The sequence below is a fragment of the Sphingobium sp. EP60837 genome (assembly GCF_001658005.1).
GTDB lineage: Bacteria > Pseudomonadota > Alphaproteobacteria > Sphingomonadales > Sphingomonadaceae > Sphingobium > Sphingobium tyrosinilyticum.
In genome coordinates, this window is sequence record NZ_CP015987.1 from 128,654 (window position 1) to 154,591 (window position 25,938).

A 25,938-nucleotide genomic window follows, 5' to 3' on the forward strand; every position below is an offset into this window, starting at 1 on the left:
TGTTTTCTCCCCTTTCCTTGTCCCATGGTCCGGCGATGAGGAACCGCTTCATGCTTGCGCCGATGACCAATCAACAAAGCCATCCGGACGGCCGCCTGTCGGACGAGGAATATAATTGGCTGACGAAGCGCGCCACCGGCGGTTTCGGGCTGGTCATGACCTGCGCATCGCATGTGCAGTCTGTCGGTCAGGGCTTTCCGGGCCAACTCGGTATCTTCGGTGACGAACATATCGAGGGCCTCACGAGGCTGGCCGCAGGAATCAAGGAGCGCGGGGCAATCTCATCCGTGCAGCTTCATCATGCAGGCTATCGCGCGCCCAAGGATCTGGTCGGCACGCCGGTCTGCCCCTCGGACAATCCCGAGACGGGTGCACGTGGCCTGACGCTGGATGAGGTAGAGACGCTCCGCGACGACTTCATCGCAGCAGCCGTGCGTGCCGAAAAGGCCGGTTTCGACGGCGTAGAAGTGCATGGAGCGCATGGCTATGTGCTGGCCGAGTTCCTGTCGCCAGAGGTGAACCAGCGCACCGACCGTTACGGCGGCAGCTCGGAGAACCGCTCGCGTTTGTTGTTCGAGATCATCGAGGGCATTCGTGCGCAGTGCCGCTCCGATTTTCAGATCGGCCTTCGTCTCTCACCCGAGCGTTATGAACAAAGCCTTGAGGAAATCATCGCGGTGGCTGGTGAGATAATGCGTCAGGACAAGATCGACTATCTCGACCTGTCGCTGTGGGACGTGACCAAGGAGCCGGAGGACGAACGCTTCAAGGGACGCACGTTGCTCAGTTGCTTTACCGATCTACCGCGGGGCAATGTTCGTTTGGGCGCAGCGGGCAAGGTGATGAGCGGCCCCGCAGCCGCCAGCGTGATCGAGGCCGGTTGCGACTTCGTGTCAATCGGCCGGGCGGCCATACTGCGCCACGACTTTCCGGAACGCGTACGCGATGATAGTGGCTATGACTCGCCACCGCTGCCAGTGACTGCCGAGCATCTACTCGACGAAGGCTTGGCCGAGGCGTTCATCGCCTACATGAACAGCTGGCCCGGCTTCGTCGCCGAAAGGGCCTGACCGGCGGCTGCTACCATTAGACCGCGCGCGGTCATGAGCACAGTCTCCTGACGGGGCCAGCACCGTTGTGAGGGCACTCGCCATCATCACTTGCCCACTCCCTGCCCTCCCGCCAGAAGGACGTCATTCCAGTCCTTGAACCGCGCTGGCGGAAATTCCACGTCGATCTGGCGGCCGGGCATCGCATAGGCTGCCATGGCTTTTGCTGCGCCGATCTCGCCCGCCATGTCATTGTCGGGAAAAAGTACGAGGCGGGTCACATAGGTCGGTATTGCGACCTGGTCCAGGCGCTCAGAGCCAAGTGCCGCCCACACGGGGATGTCGAACAGCATCATCGCTGAAAGCGCGGTTTCGACACCCTCAGAGAGGCCAAGTGTCTGACCAGACGGTGCCAGTACCACAGCACCCCGATGCGGTCGTCCGAGCATCATTCGGGGGTCGATCAGATCGCGCGCGCGGCGGGCGTCGTCGCGATCAAGAAATGTCCGCTGAATGGCGACAAAGCGGTCACCCTCGTGCACGGCCGCGATCATAGCCGGGCGGTAGTCCAGCCTCTCGCCGCCGCCGAGTGGCGTTCGAGCATGAAAGCGCAAAGCGGGCGGCAAGATCGCGATACGCCGGCGACGAAGATAGATTTCCGCAGGCGTGCCGCTCAATTGGCGCGCCGCGTCCCAGACATGCAGGGCACGCTGCCTACGCCATAGATCTGCCGTGAATGACGCAGGAGCCGGGCCGGCCTCCTCGATGCTATCGAGAGCCTTCCCGTCGAGCCTCAATATTTCGCGAATGACATCGCGTGTATCGCAACCGGCCCAGCATTTGTACAAGAGCGCACTGGTCCCGACCCGGATCGAAAGACTGGGCCTTCTGTCCGGATGGGCGGGACAACGGCACAGGCCTTTTCCGTGTCTCCAGTGGCCGCCCAGCTTGCGGACGAGGGACTCGCCGATCCTGTCAAGATGCGTGCTCATCTGAGGTGGTTCCTGATTGGTTGGACGTGTTCATGAGGTGTTTGCCACCGGCCTCTGACGCCGTGGGCAGCTAGCCATGCCATTGACACCGGCGGGTTGGGTCCGGGCCAATGACAAGAGCGCTTGGATTTACGGCATTTTCGATTATTAGTTGCCGCGTCCGTCCACAGGCGGGCCGAGGCGTCGAAACCTCGCACCAGTAGGGCCGGTCGAATGCTCCCTCGACCGGATGGCGGGCGCGTATGTCCAGGCCATCCGGCTAAAGGCGCTTGCGCTCGTCTGCTGGCGAGTTTCGAACATTCTCTAGCTGAGGTCCCTGCGGCAGGGCGGGACATTGGTGTCGCTACTTCATCATGCTTTGCCTTTTCTGGCAATGGTCACATCGGCATGTCGATCGACCCGGGGCGCAACAGTCTCTCCGGGGTCATGCGACTGCCGTCTTGATGCAGCCTTCATCAGTGTCGCATGCCGCAATGGGGTCGGTTCGTATCGAAGGGTGGCGCTTCAACAACCGTTGCTCGGGGTCATCGCTGCCCCAACGTTAGAATCGAAGTCACCGGTCCCTCCGCCTCCCGGGAGGATCGTACCGTCCGATGGGACGGATGGCGTAAAATCGTATCAGGCTCGGGCGGTCTGCATCATCTGGCGATGCGGCTCGAGGGTCTCCGTCTTGAACTGGAAGTGAGTGCCGTCGCGCCACATGCCGAACAGGATGACGGCGAGCTTGCGGGCAACCGCCACTTTCGCCTTGTTGAACCCGACCTTCTTCGCCAGCCTGACGCCCCAGTCCTTCAATGACGAAAAGGTCTTGGTCGCCGACAGCAGTACTGTTGCGGCATTGACCATGTGCGTACGGGTCAATCGGTTCCCCATCTTGCTGATCTTGCCATGGGTCAGGCTCTCGCCGGACTGGTACACGCGCGGCGTGAGCCCGAGATAGGCGGCGACATCGTCAGCCCGCCGGAAACGAGATGGTTCTTCGATTGCGGTGAAGAACGACAGGGCGGTGATGGCGCCGATGCCGGGCACTGCCATGAATCGCCGACATACCGGATTGGCGGCAGCGAGTGCCTCCAGTTCGGTCTCGATCCGCACGGCATCCGCCTGGAGCCGTTCGCACAGGTCGAGCACCGGTAGGATGCGCGGTCGCAGGTTGATGCCTTCGCGATCCTGGATGATCAGCAACTGCTCGACGACACGGTCGCGATAGGTAGCCGATGACTTGGCGCCAGGCTCGACCCGCCCACCATAGACGCGCAGCAGGCCGCGGATCATGTTCTCGTTGGCGAGGCGCTGCTGGACCAGCCGGTGGCGCATGATGAGCTGGGCGCGCACCTCGAAGCAGGCTGCGCTCTTCACGTATACCTCGGTCAGATAGTCGCGACCGGTGCGTGTGATCTCGGCAATGCCGCGAGCATCGTTGGTGTCGGTCTTGTTGCGCTTGAGGGACAGCACCCGGTGGACCTGCAACGCGTCCATCACGGCGACTTGGTAGCCCTGCTTGCGCAGCCCGCCGGCGAGATGCGCCGACATCGCGCCCGTCTCCATGCCGACGACCACCACATTAGAGGTGAAGTTCTTCGCCAAGTAGCGCCCGATCTCGGTCGGGTGCGTCTTCATCGAAACCTGGTGGACGACCTTGCCGTCTCGATCCAGCACGCACACCGATGTCGACTTGAGGCCGACATCAAGGCCGACCCAGACGCGGCCACATGCCGGGTCCACTTCCGCCGCCGCCCGGAACGCCAGGATCTCGGGGTTCGTGATCTTCTTTGTCATCGCTTCATCTCCCATCTATCGTGCAGCATCATCGTGCGCCCACTTGCAGGAGAGAAAAGACCTCAGCTAAACCACACCCGGTTCTCAGGGGCCGCACGCCTTGATCCTTCATGAGCAAGGCGTGCCGCCGGCTGAGAGTAGAGGAAATTCACATGGTCACAATCGAAGATGCTACCGCAAGACGATCAAGCGCGATCAAGCTGATGGAGCAGGCGCTGGTGGAATTAGACGCGATGGACGATGCTCTTGGGGCTATGCGTTTGCAGCATGCCATCGACGTTGTTCGCGGGGAGCAGGAGCCCGATCAGCAAGCGGACTAACTCCATGGCCGTCCGTGGAAGCCATGCTCTAAGCATAACCCCTTATTGATCGATTTGATCGATATGCCGAGCGATGCTGGCAAGCGCTTGGGCAAGCGCGCGCTCGCAGGCCGATATATCTTGATCGAGGCGCTTGGCAATTTCGTTGAGATCGAGGCCCCCAAATCGGTGCAGCATGAACACCTGTCGCTGCCTTTCCGGTAATGCCGCGATTGCTTCGACGTAGCGAGAACGGGCGAAATTCGGCAACGATGGCAGGATGAGGCTCCAATCGACCAGAAACTGGGCGTGAACCCAGACCCCCGCAGCCGTCGGCATGACATTTGTTTGTCCGACATCGACGCGCACGCCTGGTGGAATGTCCGCCAGTTGAACTGCCTCGGCCGTCGCAAGGCTAAGAGGAGTTGGCGCCTGCTGCTGCAGGAGGCGATCGATATTGTCGGCAAGCGCGGCATAGCGTCGTCGTTGCATCGGCCAGAAGCGCCCGAATGAAGGCTTGCGCAAGGCTGCGGCGATTTCCCGCAGAAGGGGCCCAAGGTGGATCGGGCTGCCGCCGAAGGCGATATTAGTCTCGCCTGGGTCGACGCCCTTGGAGGCGGTTTGATTGGAAGGTTTGGATGACATGACGAACTCCCGATTGAGGGTCCGCCATTTCCTCCCTCTCCCCTCCCCCAGACGTCAGGATGTCACAGGCCAGTGTCCGCTCTATCGGCGACCGCATCGAAAATTTCCACCAGGGCCGATCTCGCCATTTCAGTCAGGCGGATATAGATGCGCCTTCCATCGAGTGTATCCGCTTCACGGGATACCCAGCCCCGCTTCCGAAGAATTCTAATCGCACTTCGCGCGGTTGTGGGTGGCACATTGGCCGCGCTGGCAAGACTGGAGATCGCAATATTACGGCCTCGACATTCGGAGATGTAGAGGTCCAGCAGCATGTCCCAGGCGGGATCGGCACACAGGTCAAATCCGATATGCCTGCCGACGAGGTGGCGATTGGCAATCAGATTGAGGCATGTTTCGACCCGGCGTTCATGTCGCCGGCTGTCGTCGCTCCGCTCCACCTCATCACCGGCGATATGTGGCGGAACGATCAGCTAGGCAGGAAGGCTGAAAGCAAGCTGCAACGAGCTTAAACGCCAGGACCTCACCCATGCCGTAAATCCCCTTAACTGTCGCCGATACGGCGAAAATTTTATCTCCCAGTGGCCAGCGCATCCCTATTCACCCCATAGCAAAACTGTCACAAATATTTCACGCGGCCGCGCTTCCGCCCATTCCCTGAAAGGGGGTGATTGGATGCAGTTGCCCGCGAAAGGATGGGTCGCAGATGCTTACTTAGTTTTAGGCAACAGGGGACTTACCGATGCTCATGTCACCAAAAATGATCGAGTTCATGGACAGCTGCCGGGCCATCACGGACGAGACCGGCCTTCGCGATATGCTCGACCAAATGACAAGGGAACTTGGTTTCAATCAGTATGCATTACTCCATCACGTCGATCTGGTGCGGCCGCCCGCGCATTCGATCACATTGCTGGGTTATGAGGACAGCTGGATGGAGCGGATTTTGCGATACCGCTATTTTCACGACGATCCGATATTGGCTGCAAGCAATCGCCGGCTGACCGGCTTTGGTTGGCGGGAGGTGCCCGACATCATCCGTCTCAGCCGGCGTCAGCGCCGGATATTGCACGAAGCACGGGCGCACGGCCTGCGGGATGGCTTTACCGTACCGCTTCAGCTTGCGGGTGAATATCGTGGGACCTGCTCCTTCGCCAGCGACCATCCGATTGAACTCACCGCCGATCTTATCGGTAGCGCCCAACTGGTCGGGACATTCTGCTTCGAGGTCGCCCGCCGGATCACCAAGCAGGGCGGCGCATCGACCTCCCAAATACCCGTGCTCACGCAGCGCCAGCTTGACTGTCTCGTTTTCGTGGGCTCGGGCAAGACTAATTGGGAGATCGGAAAGATCCTTGGAGTTTCGGAGGATACCATCCACAAACATGTTTCAAGCGCGATGCGCAAATATGACGTGGGCAAAAGGACACTGCTCGTCGTGCGCGCTTTGTTCGATGGGCAACTGAGCTACAGGGACATGCTGCGGATGCATTAAAGCACCCCTGTTCAGGGAATAGCGCGGAATCACGATCCTTCACATCCTGCCAATCTCTTAAGCAGGAGGACGAAGATGCTGTCTTTTGAACAGGGTGTATCTGCGCGCGTGCCCGACGCGCTCATGGCCGACATGTATCGGGATCGCAAACGGGTTTTCATCGATCTGCTGGGCTGGGACTTACCGGTTTTGGACGGCAAGTTCGAGATAGACCAGTTTGATGGTCCCGATACTCTTTACCTCATCGTGGGGCAGCCGGATGGAACGCATCTGGGATCCATGCGATTGCTGCCCACCGACCGGCCCACGATCATCGGCGATTTCTTCGAGCATCTTTGCGATACCGAGGCGCCAAGGTCCGGTCAGGTCTGGGAGCTATCCCGTTTGTGCCTCAGTCCTCGAATTCGCGCGGCGGAGCGTCGCGGTGTCCGCAACCGGTTACTGACCTCCGCCGTTCAGTTCGCGTTGCGAAATGGCATAAGCGGCTATTGCTGCGTGACGCACGCTTGGTATCTCCCTGAGGTCATGGCCTATGGCTGGCAATGCAGGCCGCTAGGCCTTCCTCAGTTCGACCCGGGCGGAATGGTCGGCGCCTTAGAGATATCGATCAACGAGGAAACGCCCCGCCTGATGGCGGAGGCGGGAACCTGGGACGAGACGCCGGTTCAAACCTACGTCGATGCGGCGCTTGGCGAGGGGGGCGTTCAATGAAGCACGAACCCATTAGCAGTGCAGCACAGCCTCACATCGATATTTTGATGACGCAGGGCTATTGCGTCGTGGACAATGTCATACCCGCAGCACTTGTCCAGGGACTTGCCTCAGATCTTGGCGATTGCTTCGCAGCCACACAGCCGTCACAGGGTCCCTTTTACGGCGCTGACACGGTCCGGTTCGGCGGGCTGCTGGATCGCTCCCCCTTGTCCGCCCTGTTCGTACAACATCCTCTCATTGTCGAGATTGTCGAGGCGATCCTTGGGCCATGGTGCGACAATATTCAGCTCAATCTCACCCAGGCTATTGAGATACGTCCAGGTGCCGAGCAGCAGGTGCCCCATCGCGACCAGGACATGTGGCCTGTGAGCAGGATGTTGCCATGCGACCACGGAGCCGAATATCTGGTGAATGTCATGTGGCCTTTCACAGAGTATCGGCCGGAAAATGGCTCCACGCTACTATGGCCGGGAAGTCATCGGCGCCGCAGTGAAGATTTGATCGCTCCGGATCAGGCAACATCGCTGGAAATCGCACCCGGCTCTGCGCTCCTGTTCCTGGGGTCGACGCTACACTGTGGGGGCGCGAACCGGACCGCAGCGGCGCGCAGGGGAATGATCGTTAGCTATGCGTTGGGGTGGCTCAAGCCCTATGAAATCCAGACTCTCGTCTACCCGCCCGAAAAGGCGCGGCGCTTCACGCCCGATCTTGCGCGATTGGTCGGCTACCAGATCCATCGCCCCAATCTGGGAAATGTCGAGGGCCGGTGCCCATCCGAACTGTTGGGCGGTCTACAGCAAAACGGAGCCGTCGATGCTCTCGCTGCCGAGCAGATTGCCCTCATTGAGGCATTCCACGCTCAACGGCCAGCCTGCTAACGGCAAATCCGAGTGCTTCACCCTTCATTCGCTACCGACTGGGATGGGGCGCCGCGACAAATACCAGCGCTCGTCTCTCCAAAAAAGGGCACCGATGAGCACGTCAGGAAGTTCGTAACACGCCCGCCAAGGCGCTCAATGACCGGCTGAACGGCTAATAGGGGCGGCGTTCCCTGTATCAAACGCGGAACGCCACCCGTAAGCCATGGCGCTGATCTTCGCACCGAGCGCGTGACTATTGGGCCGCACGATCTATATCCAAGCCATGTACGACCTAGACACACTTTTTTCGCGGCTTGCGAGGTCGTCTTTCCGCTCCCGTTTCCGTCTGAACACGAAGGACGAAGCCTATCTTCGGGAACGCGGGATCGAAACGGTCCTTGTCCATGCCGCAGACTTCGTCGGGAAGCGGCTTGCCCCGGCAGCCCCAAAGAATGACGGCAAGCAGACGCCGATGCGCGGGCACCCTGTCTTCATAGCCCAGCATGCCACGGCGACCTGCTGCCGCGATTGTCTGTCCAAATGGCATGCTATTCCACCGGGGCAGGAACTGAGCGCTCAGCAGCAGACCTATGTCGTGGGCGTCATCGAACATTGGCTTCGCTCCAAATATGGACCATCCCAATAGCCGTTGCGTACCGCACAAAATATAGCTGTTCTCGGAACGTCAGGTTTTAAACGATGCCTTACTCGAAGCGACCGATCCACATTTTCAATGGAGTTCTTGCTTTTCCTTTGCCCGCAGCAACCGCTGCCCTTGTGTCGATGATTGCGCGGAAGGTCACCCTTCGTCCCGTCAGACCGATGATAAGGTCCAAGTCATGCACGACCGCGGCATTCCTTTTCAGTCGACGTCACTGAACCCCTGTGCGGCCATCAAAAGGGGCATCCCGCTTCGACGGCAACAGCAAAAGCTTCAAAGCTATGACCATCATCGCCGCCGTCACCACATGATGGCCTTGACGAGTTCGCCTTAAACTTCCTCGAAGCTATATTCTCGATTTGTTCGAAAATGGCCCGGAACCTAGCTGAGGTGAAATCTTCGCAAGTGAGACGTTACCACCCAAAACCGGTCTTGAAGCGAAACCAGATCGCGATATTTACATTTGAGGTCTTTGCGGGCAGATAGCAGCAACATTCTTTTGATATGGGTCCACAACATGGCAGACGACAATCAGACCGACCTTACCGCTCTTACTGTTCAGCTCGTGAGCGCATTTGTTTCCAACAACACTGTCGCGAGCGACAGCCTGGCGGACTTGATCAAGACGACCCGGGCGGCGCTTACTGTTGTGCCGACGCCTGCGGTCGAGGAACCGGCCGCCCCGATTTTTGCGCCCGCTGTGTCGGTACGCAAGAGCCTGTCCTCGCCCGAACACATCATCAGCCTGATCGACGGCAAACCTTACAAGACTTTGAAGCGTCATCTGGCCGCGAACAACCTCACGCCCGAACAGTATCGCGAGCGCTATAAGCTGCCGAAGACCTATCCGCTGGTGGCGCCAAGTTATTCGGACTCGCGCCGCGCTGTCGCGGAAAAGATCGGACTGGGCAGAAAGCCAGTCGTCGCTGCCAAGCCCGTCGAAGCTGCACCCGCTCTGGCAGTTGCATCAACTGCAGTGGCTGCGGCAACGACGAAGGCCCCTAAGAAAGCGGCTCCCGCTCCGGCGAAGAAGTCTGCAAAGGCAAATGTCTCGCCTGCTACCGGCGCCGCTCATCCTGCGGCTAAGGCACTGGAGGTCGCCGCAAAACCTACCATGGCCACTGGGAAAAAGACCGCAAAAACGAGAGATGCCCAGCCCAAGGCCACTCCCATGATTGCGAGCGGTGCGATCACCGCTGGTGCCGCGCCTGCCGCCGTGAAGAAGGAAGCGCGCAAGCGCCTGTCAATCGCTGCTCCGAAGGCTGAAAAGGTCGACGCAAAGGCCAAGGCCGCTCCCGCATCGAAACCGGCCAGATCCGCTACGAAGAAAGCAGAGCCGGCTTCTAAGGCAAGCGAACTCGCACCAGTGAAAGCCTGATACAGAGCGGGAGCGCGGCCTTCGGTCTCGCTCCCCTTGCCCGGATTTTTCGAAAGCTGCCGAGGGGCTATATGCCTCCGCAATGGTGCCCGCATCTTGGCCCATCGCTCATTGAGCACCCCCCTTTTCTGATTGATGGCGCTGATGGTCACCCAAGAGTGCGGTATACGAATGCCGCTTGCCTCCCCACGACGCGCATGGCTGAGAAGTCCTATCAATCCTGGCATTGGACGCGTCACTTAACCGCTCTGCAAGCATGACACGCGGCGTTTCGCAGGGTGACGACGTAGTAGCGCACCCCTCGTCCGTTCCAAGGCCAATGGTGAAATTTACCTCGACCGCGACAGCGGCGTCTATCGTCCGGGGAAACATCATTTGAGGCATATTCTGCCGCGGCAAGGACTGATGAAGATTGCAGTTTGCGCCTACGAAAAAAGCAAAAACCTTCCAGCGACATCGTCATCACCCTGGGTCATCCCATGATGGAACCCCGACGCATAGAGCCTATGAAGCAGATGATGTATCGGTAACAAAGGACGGCTATGCCCCCCATCCCTTGACACTGCCGCCCCGCTATGCAGACTGATGAAGCGAGATCGGACTGCCGGCGGCCACTCGTGAATTTTCTCGTCAGGCATCAATCACGCTCGTCCATGACGGCCGAGCGGCCGTACCGGATCAAAGCCCTGCGCTAATGGTGTAGAGCGAACGGCGGCACCAGCATGAGCGGACTGGTCCGGTTTTCCGGATGGTTCGTGTCGGCATGTAGCAGTATCTCATGTTCATCTCGCGCCTTTGCCCATTATTGGGCAGCGATGCAGTGCCTGGAAGGTGTCCAGGCAATGAATGACATTGTTCCAGACGGCCGTGGAGGCCGCGCGCCCATGCCGGCGGCCACAATCGAGGCGCTCTATCGGCATGAATCTAGGCGCCTCCTGCGCTTTTTCTCCCGTCGAACACGGCACGAAGCCGAGGCACAGGATCTCATGCACGACGCATTTCTTCGTTTGTCCCGCGCCAGTATCGAGGGAGACCCCCTCCCCTATTTGTTCAGGATCGCCAGGAATTTGCTCCTCAGCAGCATGCGGCGCGATGCCAGATGGAGGCGGCTTGTCAGCGACGTGCCAGTCGATGAAGGCAGCCTGTTTGCGTCGCCCGCAGAGCAGTCATTAAACCTTGAGGCTGAAGACGTGAAGCGACAATATCAAAGGGTTATTGACCAACTGCCTGAGAAAACCAGACGCATCTACCTAATGCATCGCTTGGGCGGGCGAACCTATATCGAGATAGCGCAAGAGATGGATCTGAGCGTCAAGGCGATCGAGTATCACATATCAGCGGCGTTGAAGGCGCTTGTGAGGGGAGTGGATCAGGCATGACCGACGAGAGACCGGATCCGATCGCGCCCCTGGGCAATCAGCTTTATGACGATGCGGCAGATTGGTTCGCAAAAATGCGCGGCCCTGATGCAAAATCGCATGAGCCCTATTTCAAGGCCTGGCTAGCCCGCGGCGCATTGCACCGGGCGGCCTATAACAAGGTATCGGAGATTTTCACCGACAGTGGGAGAGTGGATGATCCTGATAGACACTGCGCGAATGAAAAGCCCCGATTGCGCCCGGGCAAGCGCGGGCTCGCCATGATCGCTCTGTTCATTGCCATGGGTACAATCTCGGCCAAGCTGATGTTCCATACAGCGCTCGATCGCCAGGAGTCCGGGCGGTTGCAGCATGCATCACTCGATCATTTCACCGTTGCGAGCGCCATCGGCGAGATACGCAGCGTAGCTCTCCCCGATGGATCGTCTATCCTCCTCGATACGAACAGCGAGGTGCAGGTATCGTTCACCGCAACAGACCGGCGACTGAGACTTGTGCGCGGTCGTGCCCGATTTAAGGTTGCTCATGAACAACGGCCCTTCAACGTAGCCGCCGGCGCGGGAACGGTAACGGCGCGCGGCACGATCTTCGACGTGCGTCTCGCCGAAGGTGGGAAAGTATCGGTAGCTCTGCTCCGGGGCGCGGTCGATGTCACCGTGGCCAGTTCTGGAGTCATTTCACGTCAACGATTGCGCCCGGGCGAACAGACAGCCTTTGCCCCTCGCCTGGAAGCCCCTCGACCCATCGCCGACCACGAACCAAATTTGTGGACACAGGCGAAAGGCGAGTTTCATGATGAGCCGCTGATCGACGTTGTGACCGAGGCCAACCGCTACGCCGATCTGCCCATCGAGATCGGCGATGTCGAGACAGAGCGGTTGCGCGTTTCTGGGATATTCTCGCTGAAGAACACCAAGGCTTTAAGTATCAAGCTTGCCGCTCTTTTTAACCTGGAGCGAGAGGTGGGCAAGGAGCGGATCATCTTGCGACGTCGGCAGGACCAAAAAAGATTTCGTCCATGATTAGGGGGAGCCCTCACTGAGGCGTGAAAGCCCGATGAGCCCGGCAAAATGAACAAGCCGGGCCGAAGGGGGCTTTATGAGTATTACCCGCAAACTCCTGCCGACTCTCCTCGCCTCGGTAAGCGTCAATACAGCGGCATTTCCCATCATCGCGTCGGCGCAGCAGGATATCGTCGCCGATTTTGACATTCCGTCGCAGTCCATGGGAACGACCCTGCGGACCATTGCCCAGGCCAGCGGCCTGGAGGTCCTCTATGATGCGCAGGAAATCGGAGATTTGGTGGCTCCTGCCATCAAGGGGCGCATGACCGGGCCGCAGGCTCTTGCCGTTCTGGAGCAGACATCTCCGCTTCAGATTGAATATGCGCAAGGCAGTGCTGTCGTTCACAAGCGCGCCCACGCTGTAGCCGCAGCCCCGAGTGACGGCCAATCAGAGGCCATCATTGTCACGGGTACGCGCATCGCCGGTGCTGAGCCGTCCGCATCCCTCATCACGCTTTCCAAAGAGGCGATGCGCGATGCCGGCCAATATCAGTTGGGCGACGTCGTGCGCTCAGTGCCGCAGAATTTCAACGGTGGCCAGAATCCCGGCGTGCTTGCGGGTAGTCCGACCGCGGCCGACCTGAACGTGAATTCCGCGACCGGCGTAAATTTACGGGGTCTCGGAGCGGATGCGACCTTGACGCTGCTCAATGGAAAGCGATTGGCCTATGATAGCGGGATCGAGTCCATCGACATTTCCGCCATCCCCATGGCAGCTGTCGAGCGGGTGGAAATCCTGACCGAGGGCGCATCCGCTATCTATGGTTCAGATGCCGTCGCGGGCGTCGTGAACGTCATCCTGCAACGCGATTTCGAAGGGCTCGATCTATCGGCGCGGCTTGGAGCGGCGACGGATGGAGGAGATGTCGAACAGCAATATTCCGCTGTCACTGGCGGTCGATGGAACAATGGCGGTTTTCTCATTGCCGCGGAGACGGGTCGAAACACGTCGATCAAGGCCGGCGAACGAAGCTATGGAAGCAATCTTAATCACAGCACCACTCTGCTTCCTGAGCAGAAACATCATGCCATTGCGCTCACCGGACATCAGCAGGTCAGCAAGGATCTGACCTTCGATCTCGATGCACTGTACAACCACCGCACCTCCTTTTTTGCGACCGCCCTCACGCCGACGGCGGATTATCGCCAGTCAGGTTTTCCGACGTCGTCCCGCCTCTCATCGTTCGTGATTACGCCGCGCCTTGCATGGGATTTTGCGAAAAGCTGGTCGGTCTCGCTGACCGGGACCTATGGCGAAGACAAGAGTAGTGTCGCGACGGGCTATAATGCCGGCGGCGTGCGCGTGAGCACCAGTGAGGCGCGATACGCCAACTCGATCCTGCTTGGAGAACTGAACCTGGCGGGAAGTCTGTTCAAACTCCCCGGCGGCGAGGCGAAGATCGCGGCGGGTGGAGGATTTCGCCACAACGGCCTTAACTCCCGGCTTCGGACAGTCACACCGACCGCGATCCTTCCCGGAACGACGTTCGATGAGACTCGAAAATCGACCTATGTTTTCGCAGAAGCCAATCTTCCTATCGTCTCACCCGACAATGATGTGCCGGGGATCCATCGTCTGACGCTGACGGGCGCACTGAGGCATGAGCGCTATCGGGCAATTGGAAATGTGACCACGCCAAAGCTTGGTCTGGTTTACGCTCCCGTCGGCGATGTGACTTTCCGGGCCAGTTGGGGGAAATCCTTCAAGGCCCCGACTTTTCGCCAGCTCTATCTGATCCAACGCGGCCAAATCGATCTGCCGAGCTTTTATGGCGCAACAGGCTCGGCAGGCGATACGGTCCTGCAATTGACTGGCGGCAATCTCGATCTCGATCCTGAGAAGGCGGAAACTTGGTCGACAGGTGTCACCGTCAAACCGCATTTCATTCCGGGGCTCAAAGTCGAGCTCAGCTATTTCCATACCGATTACAAAGATCGGGTGGTCACCCCGATTGCAAGCCGCGTGGGTGCGCTGTCGAACCCCTTGTACAGTTCGATCATCACCAGCGATCCGACAATCGCGCAGGTCGAAAGTGCGCTCGCACTGGCGACTGGCGGCTTGCTCAATAATTCCGGCCGGCCGTTCGATCCTGCAAGCGTTGCCTATATTATCGACAATAGAAGCAGGAACGTCGCGCGGCAGGAAATCCAGGGTGTCGATCTCGCCTTGGAATATCATCTCAAGACCAGGGATATTGGCGATCTTCAGTTTTCAGCTTCGATGTCCTACCTCAAGAGCCGCCAACAGCTCTTGCCGGGCCAGGCCCCAGAGCAGCTCGCCGGCACGGTGTTCCGTCCGCCCAGTTGGCGCGCTCGCGCTGGTGTAGCCTGGCAAATCAGCGAGCTGATGTTCGCAGGTTATGTGAATTACACCGACAGCCTTGAAGACCGGCGCTTTGGCGCCGTTGCAACGGTCGCTTCCATGACCACGGTCGACACCAATATCCGCTATGAGCCGCACTCGACCACTCTGCCCGGCATCAGCTTTGCGCTGTCGGTCCTCAACATCTTCAATGCCAAGCCCGACCGCATCAGAACATCGAGCGCCTTTGTCCCAGCCTTTGATTCGACCAACTATTCCGCCATCGGCCGCTATGTCGGCTTTACCGTGGAGAAAAGCTGGTGACCGGCCTCCTTCTCGCGCTCGCCGCCTCGGTAATTTCCGCACCGGCGCAGCCCTCTTGCGCTGATGTTCCCCAAAGCAAAGTTTCGGCCGCCGTCAGCCGGTTGATGACCCCAGACGACCTTGCCCGTCTGCGCGATTTCGGTGAGCCAACCGACTCGCAATCGGATGTTGGCTTAAGTGTTTCGCCTGACGGTGGGCAAGTTGCCTTCCAGATCCGTCAAGCGGACCCTGTCAGCAACAGCTACTGCCTTTCCATGATCGTGATGCCCATAGACGGGCATGGAGAGGCCCGCATTGTCGATCGCGGCGGCGAGTTGATCCTCCGGCAGGATCCGCAATGGGACCTTGGGCCCTACCCTTCGGGCAACGCCAAGGCCATAAAACCTGCCTGGTCGTCCGACGGACGGTCGCTGGCGTACCTCAAGCAGGTAGACGGCCAGGTGCAGGCCTGGGTTGCTGACGCGGGGGGCGGAGGATCGCGCGCCGTCACCACCGGTCCTGCCAATGTGGTCGCGCTGAAATGGGTGAAGGACGCGCGCGTAATTGACGTGACGTTCGAGGATCTGACTGCTCTCAAACAAGCCGATGCCCAGGAAGCACGCCGGGGCTATCATCTCGACGATCGCTTTGTTCCGATCACGAGAGATCGTCCATTTTTCGTAGCGCCCCTTCCCCAGCGTAATGAAGCCATCCCGGTCAGTCCATTCCCGACATCTTCTTTCACAAAGTCAGAGGACGTCGGGACAGCGCCAACGCCCCCTCCGCATTGGCTGGCCTTTGTCATTGTTGATCAGGGCGCGGCCGTGTCGATTGAGGAGCTTGCCCGGAAGGCGGGAATAACGAGAAGCTGCCCGGATGCCGCCTGCAGCGGACGAATTCTCGCAGCATGGCAGGCTGCCGACCGCCAATCTCTTCTATTCCTCCGGCGTGTGGGCCGCGCCAATGGCGACATGGCGCTGTATCAATGGCGGCTCGACAAGGGCAAGGTGATCGAGCGTTTCCGAACCGCTGGTCTTCTCCTGGGCTGCGAGCCTGCTCAAGATATGCTGGTCTGCGCACAGGAGGAAGCGACCGTCCCGAGGAGGATCATCAGGCTCAATCCGCAAACAGGTGCGACAAGCCTGGTCTTCGATCCGAACCCCGAATTCAAACAGTTCCGTTTGGGGCCGGTTCGCCGGCTATTCTGGAGCAATGATCGCGGCATCGAAACCTATGGCGATCTTGTCCTTCCGCCCGAAAGCCGGAAAGGCGGGAAGCTTCCACTGATCGTCACAACCTATCGCAGCCGCGGGTTTCTTCGCGGGGGCACCGGAGATGAATATCCGATCCAACCTCTGGCGGCACGGGGCTATGCGGTTCTGAGCTTCGATGAACCCCGACACATTGCATCATTTGTAAAGACAAGCTCGCAGGCGGAATATAATGCGATCAACCGGAAAAACTGGGCGAACCGGCGCAGCATCCAGTCCTCCCTGGAAGCGGGCATCGCGACGGTCGAGCGGCTCGGCCTGACCGATCCGACACGGAGGGCCATCACGGGCCTGAGCGAAGGAGCGTCCATCCTGTGGTTCTCGCTCATCAACAGCAATCTCTTTGCCGCAGCATCCGTGAGTCACTGTTGTGAAGAACCCATCAGTTCGATGGCCCTGTTGGGAGAACGCGGCGCAAAGGGCTTCGAGGCAGGTGGCTACCCGCTCCTGTCGGACAATGATCAGCCCTTCTGGGCCAATATGTCGGTTTCCCGCAATGCAGCGAAGATTTCCACGCCCATTTTGTTCAATCTTGCCGACGCCGAATATCTGCATTCCCTGGTATCGATCCGGGCATTGCGTTTTTTTGGTCAACCGGTCGACGCCTATGTCTTCCCGGACGAGCAGCATATCAAGTGGCAAGCTGCCCACCGCCTCGCCGTTTATGAGCGCAATATCGCCTGGTTCGACTTCTGGCTGAAGGGCATCGTGCCACGGGATGCAGAGACCGCAAAGCGATGGACGCTGCTGCGCGACAGGAAGCCCATGGCCGAGAACAAGGCGGGCTGACGGGGCATGACAATCTAACGAAGGCTAGACCAATGCCGACACCAGGCGTCGGTGTCGGCGAGTTGAAGCAGTCTTAGACTGCGCGGTCCGCTTTGCTGCATGACATTGTCCAAAGCATTGGAAACCGCTGCCACATCGATCACCTGTTGCTCGGCGAGGACCCCGCCGAGCAACATTTCCCGCATCTGCGAACGATATTTCGACAGGAGTTGTGAAGAGAAATTGGTTGGGCCGGATTTTGCCTTTCGGTTTAAAATCGCTGGCGGCAGGTCTGACGAAAAGGCTTCACGCGCGACCGCGCGATTGCGCCCGCCACGCACCCAAGCCCAGGTCGGAATGCGAAGACAGGCTTCGACGATCGGCTGCGCGATCAGGGGATTGAGCATCGGCGGGCCGTCAGCATCGAATGGACTTTCGATACTCTCCTGGACGCGGAGCAGCATCCCTACATGGAATGCCTTTCCCGGGGGCGTACCCTTTGGGCAATCGAGCCAGCTATGGCTCGGAAGTCGAACCTTTTCGGCCTGAGCCAGCAAATCCGTATTGATCGCCCAATCATGCCGTGCCGGCCGCCGGAAGCGCTTCCAGATGCTTTTGAGACCTTCACCGAGAGAGCAGCCTGTCAGTTCACCTATATTCTCAAACGTTGCCAGGGTGGCGAGCAGCGACCGGCGGGCGTTTAGGCTGTCGATCACCGCGTTCATCGACTGGGTGGAGCAGAAAACCTGGTCCCCACCGCTTCCATTCACCAGCACATCGGCGTCCATCTCTCTGACAAGGGGGGCGGCGAGCTTGCCCATCGCCTGGAAGAGAGGCCGCCTCTTGGGCCGGGGGAGATGAGGGGCCACGCAGGTCGTGAAGTCCACCAGGGAAGGATCAAGAAACTGCTCTTCCAGAGGATAGTTGAAGGAACTGGCAACGATCCGCGCGAAACCGCGCTCGTCTCCAGACAGATCAGCAGTGTAGGTATTCAGGCAATGAGCGGCGCGGCCGGCGGCCTTCAATGCAGCGAGAACGACTGAAGAATCGAGTCCTCCCGACATGAAGACCAGCGGGCGCTCATAGGCAGCGCAAAGCGACGCGACCGTATCGCACACCACCTCTCTGACGCTATCGGCCGCCCGCGCATTCCCCGGCTCACGGGGATCAGGGCAGTGATCCCAGGGGGACCAGAAGGGACGCTCGACCAGCTGGGTGACCAGTCCCGTCAGCGCCATCCCCGGCCGCAAATCGAAAATGCCCGAAAGGCAGGTTTCTTCCGCATAATAGCCGTCCGAGGCTATGAGGTCGCGGACCCGGTCGCTGGCGATCGTGAAGCGATTGCCGAGCAGCTTGACATCGTTGCTGATACGAAGGCCGCTCGGCACAGCCTTGTAATAGGCAGAGAGTGCTCCAGAAGGGTCGCGGGCCACCAATGGACCGTCGCCATTTGCACTATCACACACGAGCACATAGGAGCCCCAGAAATGGGTGCTGATTGCCTCAAGCATTTCCGTCCGCCCGGTCGCCTCCCAATTCAGAAGGCTATCCAGCGCCCTTTCGCGGCCCTTGCGAGGAAAGAAGGCGCCCATAATCACACCCACACCTCCGGGCAGAAGCGTGAAGGGCAGACCAGGCGAAATGCCAATCGCCACTCGATCGCTTGTGTAGACCGTCAGCAGCCCGGCCTCCGCGATCCGACCTTGCGCGCCAGGCGACCTATCCGCCACTACAAGATAGCGCTCTGCCATCATGACGCGAATACCGGGGTAAACTGAGCGACATGCTCATGATGGTCGTCCAGTACGGTGACGCCGCGCTGAAGCCAGCAATGCGCCTGGAAAGGCAGGAGACGAACTCCGAAAACGAGCGCCGCGCCATAGCCGCAGCGTTGCATCTGGCGTCGGATCAACAAGGATTGCGATAGGCATTGATCCTTCGCCCCGAATATCCGGCCTGCGGCGTGAACCGCCTCGACAATCTGGGCGATATCGTCTGCTCCCCGTTCGCTCCGTTCGTAAAGGAGATTGCTCAGATCTTGTGTGAGCAAGCGCGGGAGCCCTTTCTTGGCCAGTACCCGTTTTACATATACACGATCGAACAGGGCGACCGGCGACCGAACAGCCCTGGTGTACCGCGCCGCGCGGGTCGCGAGCGATCGCTCAGCCACCGGCACGCGGACGGCGCGAATATCGTTATCGCCGACCGCATCGCAAATAATCCGATCCGCAATAAGGCTCTTAATATGGTGCTGATCAATATTTTGCCCTTGGGCCAGCGCCAGAAAAGCCTCATTGAGTTTTGGCGACAGACAAAAATAGCGGTCGCTGGCGATTGCCAGGAAAATCGCCTGGTTTGCGCCGACGCCGTATGAGAGACCATCCGCTAAGACAAATCCCACCGCACCCTCCTTGCCAAGAAAAGGGGCACGCGGCTGCGTGCCCCTTCCCCTTCACTCGTCGGCGAGGCCCATGCTCGTCAGCGCCTGGTTGGTGAGAATGTCCTCCTGGACACCGAAAGGACCCCGGGTCAGTTCGGTAACCGAACCCAGTTCGATGATGTCGGACTGGCCGACCGTTTCGTCGTCACGCATCGTTTCACTCCTCATAACAGCCGCAATGGTGCGGCCATCAAAAGGTAGTTCAGCGACGGATATATATCGCAGCTTATAAAGCGCCGATCCGGCGCAAGCGACCGAAAGTTCTTTTGGAATTCGTCACTAACGCCCGAGATTTCCAGTCTGAATAAGATCATCACTCGATAAAAAAATGCTCGACGATCGTGCGGGCACAGCGACGATGATGGGCCAGAAGTTGTCGCCGAAGACGCACACGATCGTGCTGCTGCGCAAGATTATGAATGGTAACGCATTCCAGCAGCGCCCTTCTGCTGCCGCGGCATTGATATGTGCGAATCCATCTCAGGCGTTCATTCGCCTGTTCGCCCCAGGCTAGGATGGCCTTGTTGTTGGAGGCGACGAAGAGAGTGATGAGAATTTTTTCGAGAAGCTGCACGGCTTCTTCAGCAGTGGGCTCTGCCGCGAGCGGCTGATCGTCCACCCTCATTGCCGGCGACCCGCTCCAGCGTTGCAAACACACCACCAGCAGCTTCTGGCTAAGGTCAAGAATATCGAGCAACATATCCCGGCTGCTCAGCTTCACATGAAAGCCCTCGACCGTCATCTCGACGAGACCTTCGCCTACCAGGCGATAGATCGCCTCGCGCACGGGCGTAATGCTCGCCTCATACCGGCCGGCAATCTTCGTCGCCGTCAGCTTGGCGCCAGATGTAAAGTGGCCGCCGAGAATGTCGGCCTTCATTGTCCGGTAGATGCGATCATGCGTGATCGGCTCGGGTGCGGGCATTGATGACTTACGCACCTTCGGGCAGCTGCGGCGACCACCAGCGCGGCGTTAGCTTCTGCTTCATCCGCGTAAGATTTCGCCTCGCGATGAGGTCGATGCATTCGCGCTCGATATCGTGGTAATCGCCGTATGTCAGTTCGCGAGGAAACTCCATCTGGTGCCCACGGAATAGAAACGGCAAAAATATATAGCCTGTCGTAAGCTGGAGATGTTCAGCGCAGACGACGTGAAAATCGAGGCGGGAACTTGGATTTCCAGATTCGATTTCCTGCAGCCAACGTCGGCTGATGCCAATCTCACGCGCGAACTGCGCCTGCGTGATCCCGTTTCGTCTACGCGCCTGTTCGATGCGGCTTCCGGACAACTCCTTCACGAAGTTGAGAAGCGGACTATTCGCTAGCGCAGTCGCCTTGTCTGGTGACATGTGCCCCCTTCTTTGGAGAATGAGCCGCCATGGAATCCCTGTGATCGGACCATAAGCAGCGCTCGCAGTACCGCAACATAAAGTGTCGCCGATCCGGCGAGTCTTCGTCCGGCGAAATCAAGGACTTCGCCCCTGCGCACGACCACTGCCCGGCCAACCTAAATGCGCCGTGCAAAGTAGCGCCGCCCAACAATCGATGCGCCCGTTGAGGAAATATGATCGAGATTTGCGCACTGTAGTGCGCATTGGGCAGCAAAATGCGCTTTGCGCACTCAAATGCTCCCGTGGTTGCCGCGATGGTTCCGTTCGGCCATCCACCTCTCATCGAGACAAGATGCGAAGCGCAAATGCCTTGTGACCACCTTAGTGTCGAACATGAGGCAGAATGGAGCTTCGCCCCAAATGTGGGAGTTCGCGATGATAGTTGCCTTTACCTCTCTGGTTGCGACCAGCCTTGCGGTCCATGCGGCCACACTCTCCCGGCCAGAAGGGCATAGCGACGATGGGCTTCCAATCTCTGCTACGCCACGCCAGCATGTCGTTGCCGAAGGCGGTGACTTTTCCATCCGAGAAGCCTCTCGCGCTCCTGGCGTGCAACAGCCTGACCAGCGGCTGACTTTCAAGCTCGGCGCCCATGTCGCCCTGCCACTCCCGGCCGGCTCGTCCGCATCGAGGACGGAGGCGGCGCATGAAGTGCACTAAGCCCCTCTTCGGCCTGGTCCTGCTTGGGTCGTTTGCGGCTGTCGGGACCGCCTTCTCCCAGGAACCATCAACCCGGTCGCTCTCGAAGGCAGCAGCGCTGGCGCAGGAGCAGCTCAAACAGACCTTCACCAACTTGTCCTTCGAGGATTTTGGTCCCTCGCCGATCAAGGGGCCAATTTATCAGGCCAATGCCGGCGGCCGGATGGTCTATTATGCGCCTGAGAGCGAGCATATCCTCTTTGCCGCCATCTATGATCGCAGCGGCGTCAATGTGACGGCGCTCGCGCAGGATGCCGCAGCCCGCAAGCGAATGGCCGGTGTCGATCGGTCGAAGGCCCTCATATTGGGACCGCCCGGCGCACCCGAGGTTATCGAGTTCACCGATCCCGACTGTCCCTATTGTCGGACCCTGGATCGTTTCTGGGCAACCAAGGCGGCTGAGGGAAAGCCCGTGCGAAGGGTGATTTTCTTCGTCAGCGGCATCCATCCCACCGCCGCTTCCAAGGCCGAACATATCTTCTGCGCCAAGGACAAGGCGGCGACGTTCCGGGCCATCTATAGCGGTGCGGCGCCAACCAGGCTTGACCAATGCCCGGAGGGCCATGCCCACCTTGCCGCGCACGACGCCGCAGTCAAGGCAGTCGGTCTCTCCGGCACGCCCACGCTCATCCTTGGCGGCAAACTCCTCTCGGGCTTCCAGCAAGCAGAGATCGAGGCCTGGCTCAGCCAAAAACAGGGCATAGCCAGTGCTGGCAAATAGCTCGGCCGGCCAAGTCCGGCGTCACGCAAGAATTTTGGCGGCCATCTCGGCCGGGCCGGCGGCAGTTTACGGGCATGCCGACCCAACCACGACATGGACCGAAATGCCGATGGCGCAGCCTCTGATGGGCTGTCCAGCAACGTCATCGGCCGACAGCGATTTCGATCGAGGCCGGCAGGCAGATGAGGGACGGCCCGGTTCAAAGGAGGTAAGTACATGAATATGCGATTGGGAAAGCGGTTCGCGTCGGCCGCCGACTATGGTGTGGCCCTCCTGCTGCTGGCCGTTATCGGCAGCGCGGCCCATGCCTTCTCGGCGCCGGCACAGGGCGACCTTGGCTACGATATTTACGACATCGTGGTGAACCAGGGCGTGAAGGGTCCGTTGGGCTTTGTGGGAGGGGTCGCGGCCTTTCTCTTCGGGGTCTCGCGCCTCTTCTCCAACATCATGATCGGCATCCCGACGATCGTGGCGGCGGTCTGCCTCATCAAGGCGGATTCGATCCTCCAGACCTTCGGCATGACCATCTGACACCCGTCTGACGAGGCCGACGCGGACAAGCCGTCCGCGCCGGCAAAACCAACCGGAGCCGATGGTCGGTTCCCGGACCGATGCCCTGCGGGGTGTCGGGAAGCAGGAGGAGAAGGGACATGGACGAGCGTCTCCCCCAATATCTTCACCGCCCCGTCCAGATCCTCTGGTTCGGCTCCGATGAATTCATATTGGTCATGGCCACCATCTTTGTCGCGGTCATCGTGGGCGGAGTGATCGGCTGGTCGCTCCTCTGTTCCCTTCTCCTTTTCATCCCCTGGAAGCGGACTAAGCCCAGGGGTTTCATTCCCCATCTCGCCTGGCGCTGGGGCCTCCTGCGCTTCGCTTATTATCCGGGTCCGACCCAGACCCGCTTCTTCGAATGAGGGAGCCCAAACCCATGGTCTTTTCCAGACAGAAAGCTGCGAAAGCCGCTGACCCGCTCGCAGGCAAACCGTCGAGCTGGGGCATCCACCGCTATTTGCAGGGCTCCTCCAATCTCTTCGAAGAGAACCGGCTCCTCAAATTCGCGGTGGTGGGCCTGTTCGGCGTAACCAGCGTCCTGGGGATCGTCATCTACTCCTCGAACCAGAACCAGCGAACGATCGTCATCCCCTTCGGAGCGTCGGGTGACCTTTATGTAACGGGCAACAAGCCGTCTGCCGCCTATTTGCGCACCATCACCCGCAACATCGTGGCCCTGTCCGGCACATATTCGGCCTATTCCGCCGATCGCCAATTCCAGGAGCTGCTGACTCTCGCCCACCCGTCGGCCTATAATGCTCTGCGCGACAGTCTGAACGGCATATTAGACGAGCTAGCCGACAATCCGACGCTTTCGATCGCCACTTACATCCGGGCCGATCAGCCGGTCGTCTATACCGACCGCGACATCCAGGTTCCCGTCGAGAAGGTCCGCGTCATTGGCGGCGTTATCCGAAAATTCCGGGGCACGCTGCACATCCGCTTCGCCCTCGACAATGGCCGCTTCTGGCTGACTGCTCTAACCGAGGAAAATTTCAATGCTGAACGCTGAAGCCATCGGCGCGCTCGCCGTCGTTCTCGGGCTCTCGGGCATGCATATGGTCGCTTCGGCCCAGTCGCAGCCTCTCGCTGCCCTCCCCGATCAGACCAGCATGCTGCGCCTTTCGAACCGCGATATTAATCATCTGGTCTGCGTGGGCGGCGAGATCGAGGACGTCAAATTCTCCGCGGAGAAAGCCATCGCTGTCGAGCGGGCTGGCGCCGACGCCTGGATCAAATTTCTCGTCAAGGAAAGCGACGATTTGGGCCAGGTCACGCGCAGCTATGTGACCACACCGTCGGAATTCTTCGTCTCCTGTAATGGCGCCATCTATCCGCTCTACGCCGAGCCAGCAGATATCCCGGCGCAGACCGTGACGCTGGTTCCTGGCGCTCACCAGCGCGCGCAGGCGAACATGGAGCTGCTGGGGCCGCTGGTCGAAGAGGAACGCGCGGTATCGATCACCCTTTCCCTGCTCCAGGATCGCTTACCGGCCAGTTTCGCCGAGACAGCGCCGCGGGCCGGGCCGATCGCGATCACCACTCTTCCCGACCTCACCATCACCGAGCGCAAGGCCATCCAGATCGATGGCGCCGGCCTTTCAGCTTCCGAATATAGGATCACGGCCAAGCAGCCTGTCCATCTCGATGAGCGGTCGTTCCTGCGATCGGAACTGGGCTCGACCATCTTTGCCCTTACCCTTGACCGGTCCGACCTCAAGGCTGGCGAGAGTGCGCGCCTCATTGTCGTGCGGCGCGGAGAGCGGTCATGACCGACAGACAAGTCCCCGAGCGCCCGGACGCGCCCGCCAAGCCTGATGATGGCCTCATCCGCTATCCCCGACCACCCAAGCCGGAGGGCGATGCCGACACGTCGGCAGACGAAGGGAAATCGCACGGCGCGCCGCTGCTCGACCTCAAGACCCATTGGGCCGCGCTCAGCGCGACCCAGAAGCTGCGCTGCAAACAGGCTGGCGTTGCCGCCGGGATCGCGATCCTGGGCTATGGCCTCTACACGGCAAGCAGCGGTTCCAGCACGCCGACCGAACTGCCGCCCAGCGCCTCCAAGCTGGACATGGGCGCTGGCCTGCGCGGCGACAGCCTTGAACTCAAGATGCGGGGTGACCTTAAGAAGATTATGGACGGTCAGTCGCTGCTTGGCGACCGGATCAGTGCGATTGAGGAGGGCAGGATATCCCCCCTCGATCCGGCGAGGCGAGAAGGCGTGGATTCGGGCGACCTGCCCCCTGCCTTCCCCGACGTGGACATTCCTGCCTATCCGCCGATGGCTGGGCAGAGCGCACAATCGGGTCCTGCGCAGAGCGATATCCCGCCACCGCCCGCGGCGCCCGCCGCGCCACCTGCTCCGCCGCAGGATAAGGTCGTAGGCTCGATCGGCAGCGCGACCAGTGCGAGCGGCATCACCGCGGGCGATGCGGGTGATGCGCGCGCACCCAAAAAAAAAGCCCGCACGATCTATTTACCGCCTGGTTTCATGAAGGCCCGGCTGTTGACGGGGATCGACGCGCTGGCGAGCCGGGATGCGACGAGCAACCCCGAACCGCTGATCGCCAGGGTCCAGGCGCCCGCGGTCCTGCCCAATGACGTCAAGGCAAACCTTGCCGGCTGCTTTGTCGTCGGCAATGCGACCGGCAGTCTCGCCAAGGAGCGGGTCGAGGTTCAACTGGTCTCGCTCTCCTGCGTCGACTTTGACGAGCGATCGGTGGTGGACCAGCCCATCAAAGGCTTCTTCGTCGACACCGATGGGAAGAAGGGACTTTCGGGCAAGGTCGTCACCAGGGCCGGCGCGGCGCTTGCGCGATCCTTCATCGCCGGCACCGTCACCGGCTTTTCGCAATCGGTGGAATCGAGCTTTGGCGATGTCTCGACGTCGGCGCTCGGCAATGTCCGCACGCTCGACGCGGGGGAGGCCGCCAAGTCTGGGATCGCAGGTGGCCTTGGCAAATCCTCCGAAAAGCTCACCGACTTCTATCTCGACCTCGCGCGCCAGGCCGGTCCGATCGTCGAGGTCGGCGCCGCCAAGGACGTGGTCGTGGTCATCCAGGAAGGCGTCTCCCTCGAAATCAAGCCAAGCGCCGGATCGAAATTCTGATGCGCGGCGCAATCGCCCTTCAGGAGTCAAAGCCCATGCCCTCGCCAAGCCAGCCCACATC

General features: G+C 59.9%; 27 protein-coding genes. 18 read left to right on the forward strand and 9 right to left on the reverse strand.

Translation table 11 applies throughout. The features are described 5' to 3' along the window. The first annotated feature begins 50 nt into the window (after window positions 1–50). Complete coding sequence (locus tag EP837_RS13710; RefSeq protein WP_237234893.1) at window positions 51–1,070, forward strand: NADH:flavin oxidoreductase; 1,020 nt, start codon at window positions 51–53, stop codon at window positions 1,068–1,070. Between the two features lie 86 nt (window positions 1,071–1,156). Here EP837_RS13710 and EP837_RS13715 read toward each other — a convergent pair whose 3' ends face one another. Next, entirely contained in the window at window positions 1,157–2,041 is an 885-nt protein-coding gene (locus EP837_RS13715) for a DUF7146 domain-containing protein (protein WP_066529711.1), read from the reverse strand. A 618-nt stretch (window positions 2,042–2,659) separates the two neighbouring features. Beyond that, complete coding sequence (locus EP837_RS13720; protein WP_082919794.1) at window positions 2,660–3,820, reverse strand: IS110 family transposase; 1,161 nt, start codon at window positions 3,818–3,820, stop codon at window positions 2,660–2,662. 152 nt (window positions 3,821–3,972) lie between these two features. Here EP837_RS13720 and EP837_RS13725 point away from each other — a divergent pair, with 152 nt between their 5' ends. Next, window positions 3,973–4,140: a hypothetical protein gene (locus EP837_RS13725; RefSeq protein ID WP_156518593.1), complete on the forward strand. Its 168-nt coding sequence runs from the start codon at window positions 3,973–3,975 to the stop codon at window positions 4,138–4,140. A gap of 42 nt (window positions 4,141–4,182) precedes the next feature. On the opposite strand, the gene EP837_RS13730 is transcribed toward EP837_RS13725, so the two are convergent. After that, the gene (locus EP837_RS13730) at window positions 4,183–4,764 is read right to left on the reverse strand and encodes an RNA polymerase sigma factor (RefSeq protein ID WP_066529713.1); all 582 of its coding nucleotides are present in this window, start codon (window positions 4,762–4,764) and stop codon (window positions 4,183–4,185) included. A gap of 62 nt (window positions 4,765–4,826) precedes the next feature. Further along, complete coding sequence (locus tag EP837_RS21035; protein WP_156518595.1) at window positions 4,827–5,204, reverse strand: MarR family transcriptional regulator; 378 nt, start codon at window positions 5,202–5,204, stop codon at window positions 4,827–4,829. A 302-nt stretch (window positions 5,205–5,506) separates the two neighbouring features. Between EP837_RS21035 and EP837_RS13740 the strand changes: the two genes are divergently transcribed. From EP837_RS13740 to EP837_RS13780, 9 genes are all read left to right on the forward strand, one after another. Then, a complete protein-coding gene (locus EP837_RS13740) occupies window positions 5,507–6,259 on the forward strand; it encodes a LuxR family transcriptional regulator (RefSeq protein ID WP_066529715.1) in 753 nt (250 codons plus the stop codon). A gap of 75 nt (window positions 6,260–6,334) precedes the next feature. After that, window positions 6,335–6,970, forward strand: a complete 636-nt coding sequence (locus EP837_RS13745) for an acyl-homoserine-lactone synthase (RefSeq protein ID WP_066529718.1) — start codon at window positions 6,335–6,337, stop codon at window positions 6,968–6,970. Then, window positions 6,967–7,851 carry a phytanoyl-CoA dioxygenase family protein gene (locus tag EP837_RS13750; RefSeq protein ID WP_066529720.1) on the forward strand — a complete coding sequence of 295 codons (885 nt, stop codon included), beginning with the start codon at window positions 6,967–6,969 and terminating at the stop codon, window positions 7,849–7,851. The genes EP837_RS13745 and EP837_RS13750 overlap by 4 nt, the downstream gene beginning before the upstream one ends. A 265-nt stretch (window positions 7,852–8,116) precedes the next feature. Next, window positions 8,117–8,479, forward strand: coding sequence for a DUF4186 domain-containing protein (locus EP837_RS13755; protein WP_066531571.1), 363 nt, complete (start codon window positions 8,117–8,119; stop codon window positions 8,477–8,479). 532 nt (window positions 8,480–9,011) lie between these two features. Continuing rightward, complete coding sequence (locus EP837_RS13760) at window positions 9,012–9,872, forward strand: MucR family transcriptional regulator (protein WP_066529723.1); 861 nt, start codon at window positions 9,012–9,014, stop codon at window positions 9,870–9,872. 842 nt (window positions 9,873–10,714) lie between these two features. Beyond that, window positions 10,715–11,251, forward strand: a complete 537-nt coding sequence (locus EP837_RS20530; RefSeq protein ID WP_197486390.1) for a sigma-70 family RNA polymerase sigma factor — start codon at window positions 10,715–10,717, stop codon at window positions 11,249–11,251. Further along, window positions 11,248–12,273, forward strand: coding sequence for a FecR family protein (locus EP837_RS13770; protein WP_066529726.1), 1,026 nt, complete (start codon window positions 11,248–11,250; stop codon window positions 12,271–12,273). Before EP837_RS20530 ends, EP837_RS13770 begins: the two co-directional genes overlap by 4 nt. Before the next feature lie 76 nt (window positions 12,274–12,349). Beyond that, window positions 12,350–14,941: a TonB-dependent receptor plug domain-containing protein gene (locus EP837_RS13775; protein WP_066529728.1), complete on the forward strand. Its 2,592-nt coding sequence runs from the start codon at window positions 12,350–12,352 to the stop codon at window positions 14,939–14,941. Next, complete coding sequence (locus EP837_RS13780; protein WP_066529729.1) at window positions 14,938–16,980, forward strand: Atxe2 family lasso peptide isopeptidase; 2,043 nt, start codon at window positions 14,938–14,940, stop codon at window positions 16,978–16,980. The genes EP837_RS13775 and EP837_RS13780 overlap by 4 nt, the downstream gene beginning before the upstream one ends. 14 nt (window positions 16,981–16,994) lie before the next feature. On the opposite strand, the gene EP837_RS13785 is transcribed toward EP837_RS13780, so the two are convergent. The 5 genes from EP837_RS13785 to EP837_RS13800 all read right to left on the reverse strand — a co-directional run bounded on the left by EP837_RS13785 (window position 16,995) and on the right by EP837_RS13800 (window position 20,748). Next, on the reverse strand, window positions 16,995–18,713 hold the full coding sequence (locus EP837_RS13785; protein WP_066529730.1) for an asparagine synthase-related protein: 1,719 nt from the start codon (window positions 18,711–18,713) through the stop codon (window positions 16,995–16,997). Beyond that, window positions 18,710–19,360, reverse strand: coding sequence for a lasso peptide biosynthesis B2 protein (locus EP837_RS13790; RefSeq protein ID WP_066529731.1), 651 nt, complete (start codon window positions 19,358–19,360; stop codon window positions 18,710–18,712). Before EP837_RS13790 ends, EP837_RS13785 begins: the two co-directional genes overlap by 4 nt. Before the next feature lie 51 nt (window positions 19,361–19,411). Next, window positions 19,412–19,552: a hypothetical protein gene (locus EP837_RS21040; protein WP_156518597.1), complete on the reverse strand. Its 141-nt coding sequence runs from the start codon at window positions 19,550–19,552 to the stop codon at window positions 19,412–19,414. Window positions 19,553–19,712: 160 nt separating this feature from the next. Beyond that, a complete protein-coding gene (locus EP837_RS13795) occupies window positions 19,713–20,324 on the reverse strand; it encodes a GntR family transcriptional regulator (RefSeq protein ID WP_066529733.1) in 612 nt (203 codons plus the stop codon). 7 nt (window positions 20,325–20,331) lie between these two features. Then, window positions 20,332–20,748, reverse strand: a complete 417-nt coding sequence (locus EP837_RS13800; RefSeq protein WP_066529736.1) for a helix-turn-helix transcriptional regulator — start codon at window positions 20,746–20,748, stop codon at window positions 20,332–20,334. A 417-nt stretch (window positions 20,749–21,165) separates the two neighbouring features. Between EP837_RS13800 and EP837_RS13805 the strand changes: the two genes are divergently transcribed. The 7 genes from EP837_RS13805 to EP837_RS13835 all read left to right on the forward strand — a co-directional run bounded on the left by EP837_RS13805 (window position 21,166) and on the right by EP837_RS13835 (window position 25,877). Further along, window positions 21,166–21,450, forward strand: a complete 285-nt coding sequence (locus EP837_RS13805) for a hypothetical protein (RefSeq protein WP_156518599.1) — start codon at window positions 21,166–21,168, stop codon at window positions 21,448–21,450. Continuing rightward, window positions 21,437–22,210, forward strand: a complete 774-nt coding sequence (locus tag EP837_RS13810; RefSeq protein WP_066529741.1) for a DsbC family protein — start codon at window positions 21,437–21,439, stop codon at window positions 22,208–22,210. The genes EP837_RS13805 and EP837_RS13810 overlap by 14 nt, the downstream gene beginning before the upstream one ends. Window positions 22,211–22,426: 216 nt before the next feature. Further along, window positions 22,427–22,741, forward strand: a complete 315-nt coding sequence (locus EP837_RS13815; RefSeq protein WP_066529743.1) for a hypothetical protein — start codon at window positions 22,427–22,429, stop codon at window positions 22,739–22,741. A 119-nt stretch (window positions 22,742–22,860) separates the two neighbouring features. Continuing rightward, entirely contained in the window at window positions 22,861–23,127 is a 267-nt protein-coding gene (locus EP837_RS13820) for a type IV conjugative transfer system protein TraL (RefSeq protein WP_066529746.1), read from the forward strand. 14 nt (window positions 23,128–23,141) lie between these two features. Further along, complete coding sequence (locus tag EP837_RS13825; RefSeq protein ID WP_066529749.1) at window positions 23,142–23,777, forward strand: TraE/TraK family type IV conjugative transfer system protein; 636 nt, start codon at window positions 23,142–23,144, stop codon at window positions 23,775–23,777. A gap of 40 nt (window positions 23,778–23,817) precedes the next feature. After that, window positions 23,818–24,537 carry a type-F conjugative transfer system secretin TraK gene (locus EP837_RS13830; protein ID WP_066531577.1) on the forward strand — a complete coding sequence of 240 codons (720 nt, stop codon included), beginning with the start codon at window positions 23,818–23,820 and terminating at the stop codon, window positions 24,535–24,537. Continuing rightward, the gene (locus EP837_RS13835) at window positions 24,534–25,877 is read left to right on the forward strand and encodes a TraB/VirB10 family protein (RefSeq protein WP_082919699.1); all 1,344 of its coding nucleotides are present in this window, start codon (window positions 24,534–24,536) and stop codon (window positions 25,875–25,877) included. The genes EP837_RS13830 and EP837_RS13835 overlap by 4 nt, the downstream gene beginning before the upstream one ends. Window positions 25,878–25,938 lie beyond the last annotated feature (61 nt).

Excerpts from the sequence above, each read along its gene's own strand:
- EP837_RS13805 (WP_156518599.1), top strand. The coding sequence starts at position 21,166 with ATGATAGTTGCCTTTACCTCTCTGGTTGCGACCAGCCTTGCGGTCCAT.
- EP837_RS13820 (WP_066529746.1), top strand. The coding sequence starts at position 22,861 with ATGGACGAGCGTCTCCCCCAATATCTTCACCGCCCCGTCCAGATCCTC.
- EP837_RS13810 (WP_066529741.1), top strand. The coding sequence starts at position 21,437 with ATGAAGTGCACTAAGCCCCTCTTCGGCCTGGTCCTGCTTGGGTCGTTT.
- EP837_RS13710 (WP_237234893.1), top strand. The coding sequence starts at position 51 with ATGCTTGCGCCGATGACCAATCAACAAAGCCATCCGGACGGCCGCCTG.
- EP837_RS13730 (WP_066529713.1), bottom strand. The coding sequence starts at position 4,764 with ATGTCATCCAAACCTTCCAATCAAACCGCCTCCAAGGGCGTCGACCCA.
- EP837_RS13750 (WP_066529720.1), top strand. The coding sequence starts at position 6,967 with ATGAAGCACGAACCCATTAGCAGTGCAGCACAGCCTCACATCGATATT.
- EP837_RS13755 (WP_066531571.1), top strand. The coding sequence starts at position 8,117 with ATGTACGACCTAGACACACTTTTTTCGCGGCTTGCGAGGTCGTCTTTC.
- EP837_RS13835 (WP_082919699.1), top strand. The coding sequence starts at position 24,534 with ATGACCGACAGACAAGTCCCCGAGCGCCCGGACGCGCCCGCCAAGCCT.
- EP837_RS13745 (WP_066529718.1), top strand. The coding sequence starts at position 6,335 with ATGCTGTCTTTTGAACAGGGTGTATCTGCGCGCGTGCCCGACGCGCTC.
- EP837_RS13825 (WP_066529749.1), top strand. The coding sequence starts at position 23,142 with ATGGTCTTTTCCAGACAGAAAGCTGCGAAAGCCGCTGACCCGCTCGCA.
- EP837_RS13715 (WP_066529711.1), bottom strand. The coding sequence starts at position 2,041 with ATGAGCACGCATCTTGACAGGATCGGCGAGTCCCTCGTCCGCAAGCTG.
- EP837_RS21040 (WP_156518597.1), bottom strand. The coding sequence starts at position 19,552 with ATGCGTGACGACGAAACGGTCGGCCAGTCCGACATCATCGAACTGGGT.
- EP837_RS13725 (WP_156518593.1), top strand. The coding sequence starts at position 3,973 with ATGGTCACAATCGAAGATGCTACCGCAAGACGATCAAGCGCGATCAAG.
- EP837_RS13740 (WP_066529715.1), top strand. The coding sequence starts at position 5,507 with ATGCTCATGTCACCAAAAATGATCGAGTTCATGGACAGCTGCCGGGCC.
- EP837_RS13785 (WP_066529730.1), bottom strand. The coding sequence starts at position 18,713 with ATGATGGCAGAGCGCTATCTTGTAGTGGCGGATAGGTCGCCTGGCGCG.
- EP837_RS20530 (WP_197486390.1), top strand. The coding sequence starts at position 10,715 with ATGAATGACATTGTTCCAGACGGCCGTGGAGGCCGCGCGCCCATGCCG.
- EP837_RS13770 (WP_066529726.1), top strand. The coding sequence starts at position 11,248 with ATGACCGACGAGAGACCGGATCCGATCGCGCCCCTGGGCAATCAGCTT.
- EP837_RS13760 (WP_066529723.1), top strand. The coding sequence starts at position 9,012 with ATGGCAGACGACAATCAGACCGACCTTACCGCTCTTACTGTTCAGCTC.
- EP837_RS13795 (WP_066529733.1), bottom strand. The coding sequence starts at position 20,324 with ATGCCCGCACCCGAGCCGATCACGCATGATCGCATCTACCGGACAATG.
- EP837_RS13775 (WP_066529728.1), top strand. The coding sequence starts at position 12,350 with ATGAGTATTACCCGCAAACTCCTGCCGACTCTCCTCGCCTCGGTAAGC.
- EP837_RS13800 (WP_066529736.1), bottom strand. The coding sequence starts at position 20,748 with ATGTCACCAGACAAGGCGACTGCGCTAGCGAATAGTCCGCTTCTCAAC.
- EP837_RS13815 (WP_066529743.1), top strand. The coding sequence starts at position 22,427 with ATGAATATGCGATTGGGAAAGCGGTTCGCGTCGGCCGCCGACTATGGT.
- EP837_RS13830 (WP_066531577.1), top strand. The coding sequence starts at position 23,818 with ATGCATATGGTCGCTTCGGCCCAGTCGCAGCCTCTCGCTGCCCTCCCC.
- EP837_RS13720 (WP_082919794.1), bottom strand. The coding sequence starts at position 3,820 with ATGACAAAGAAGATCACGAACCCCGAGATCCTGGCGTTCCGGGCGGCG.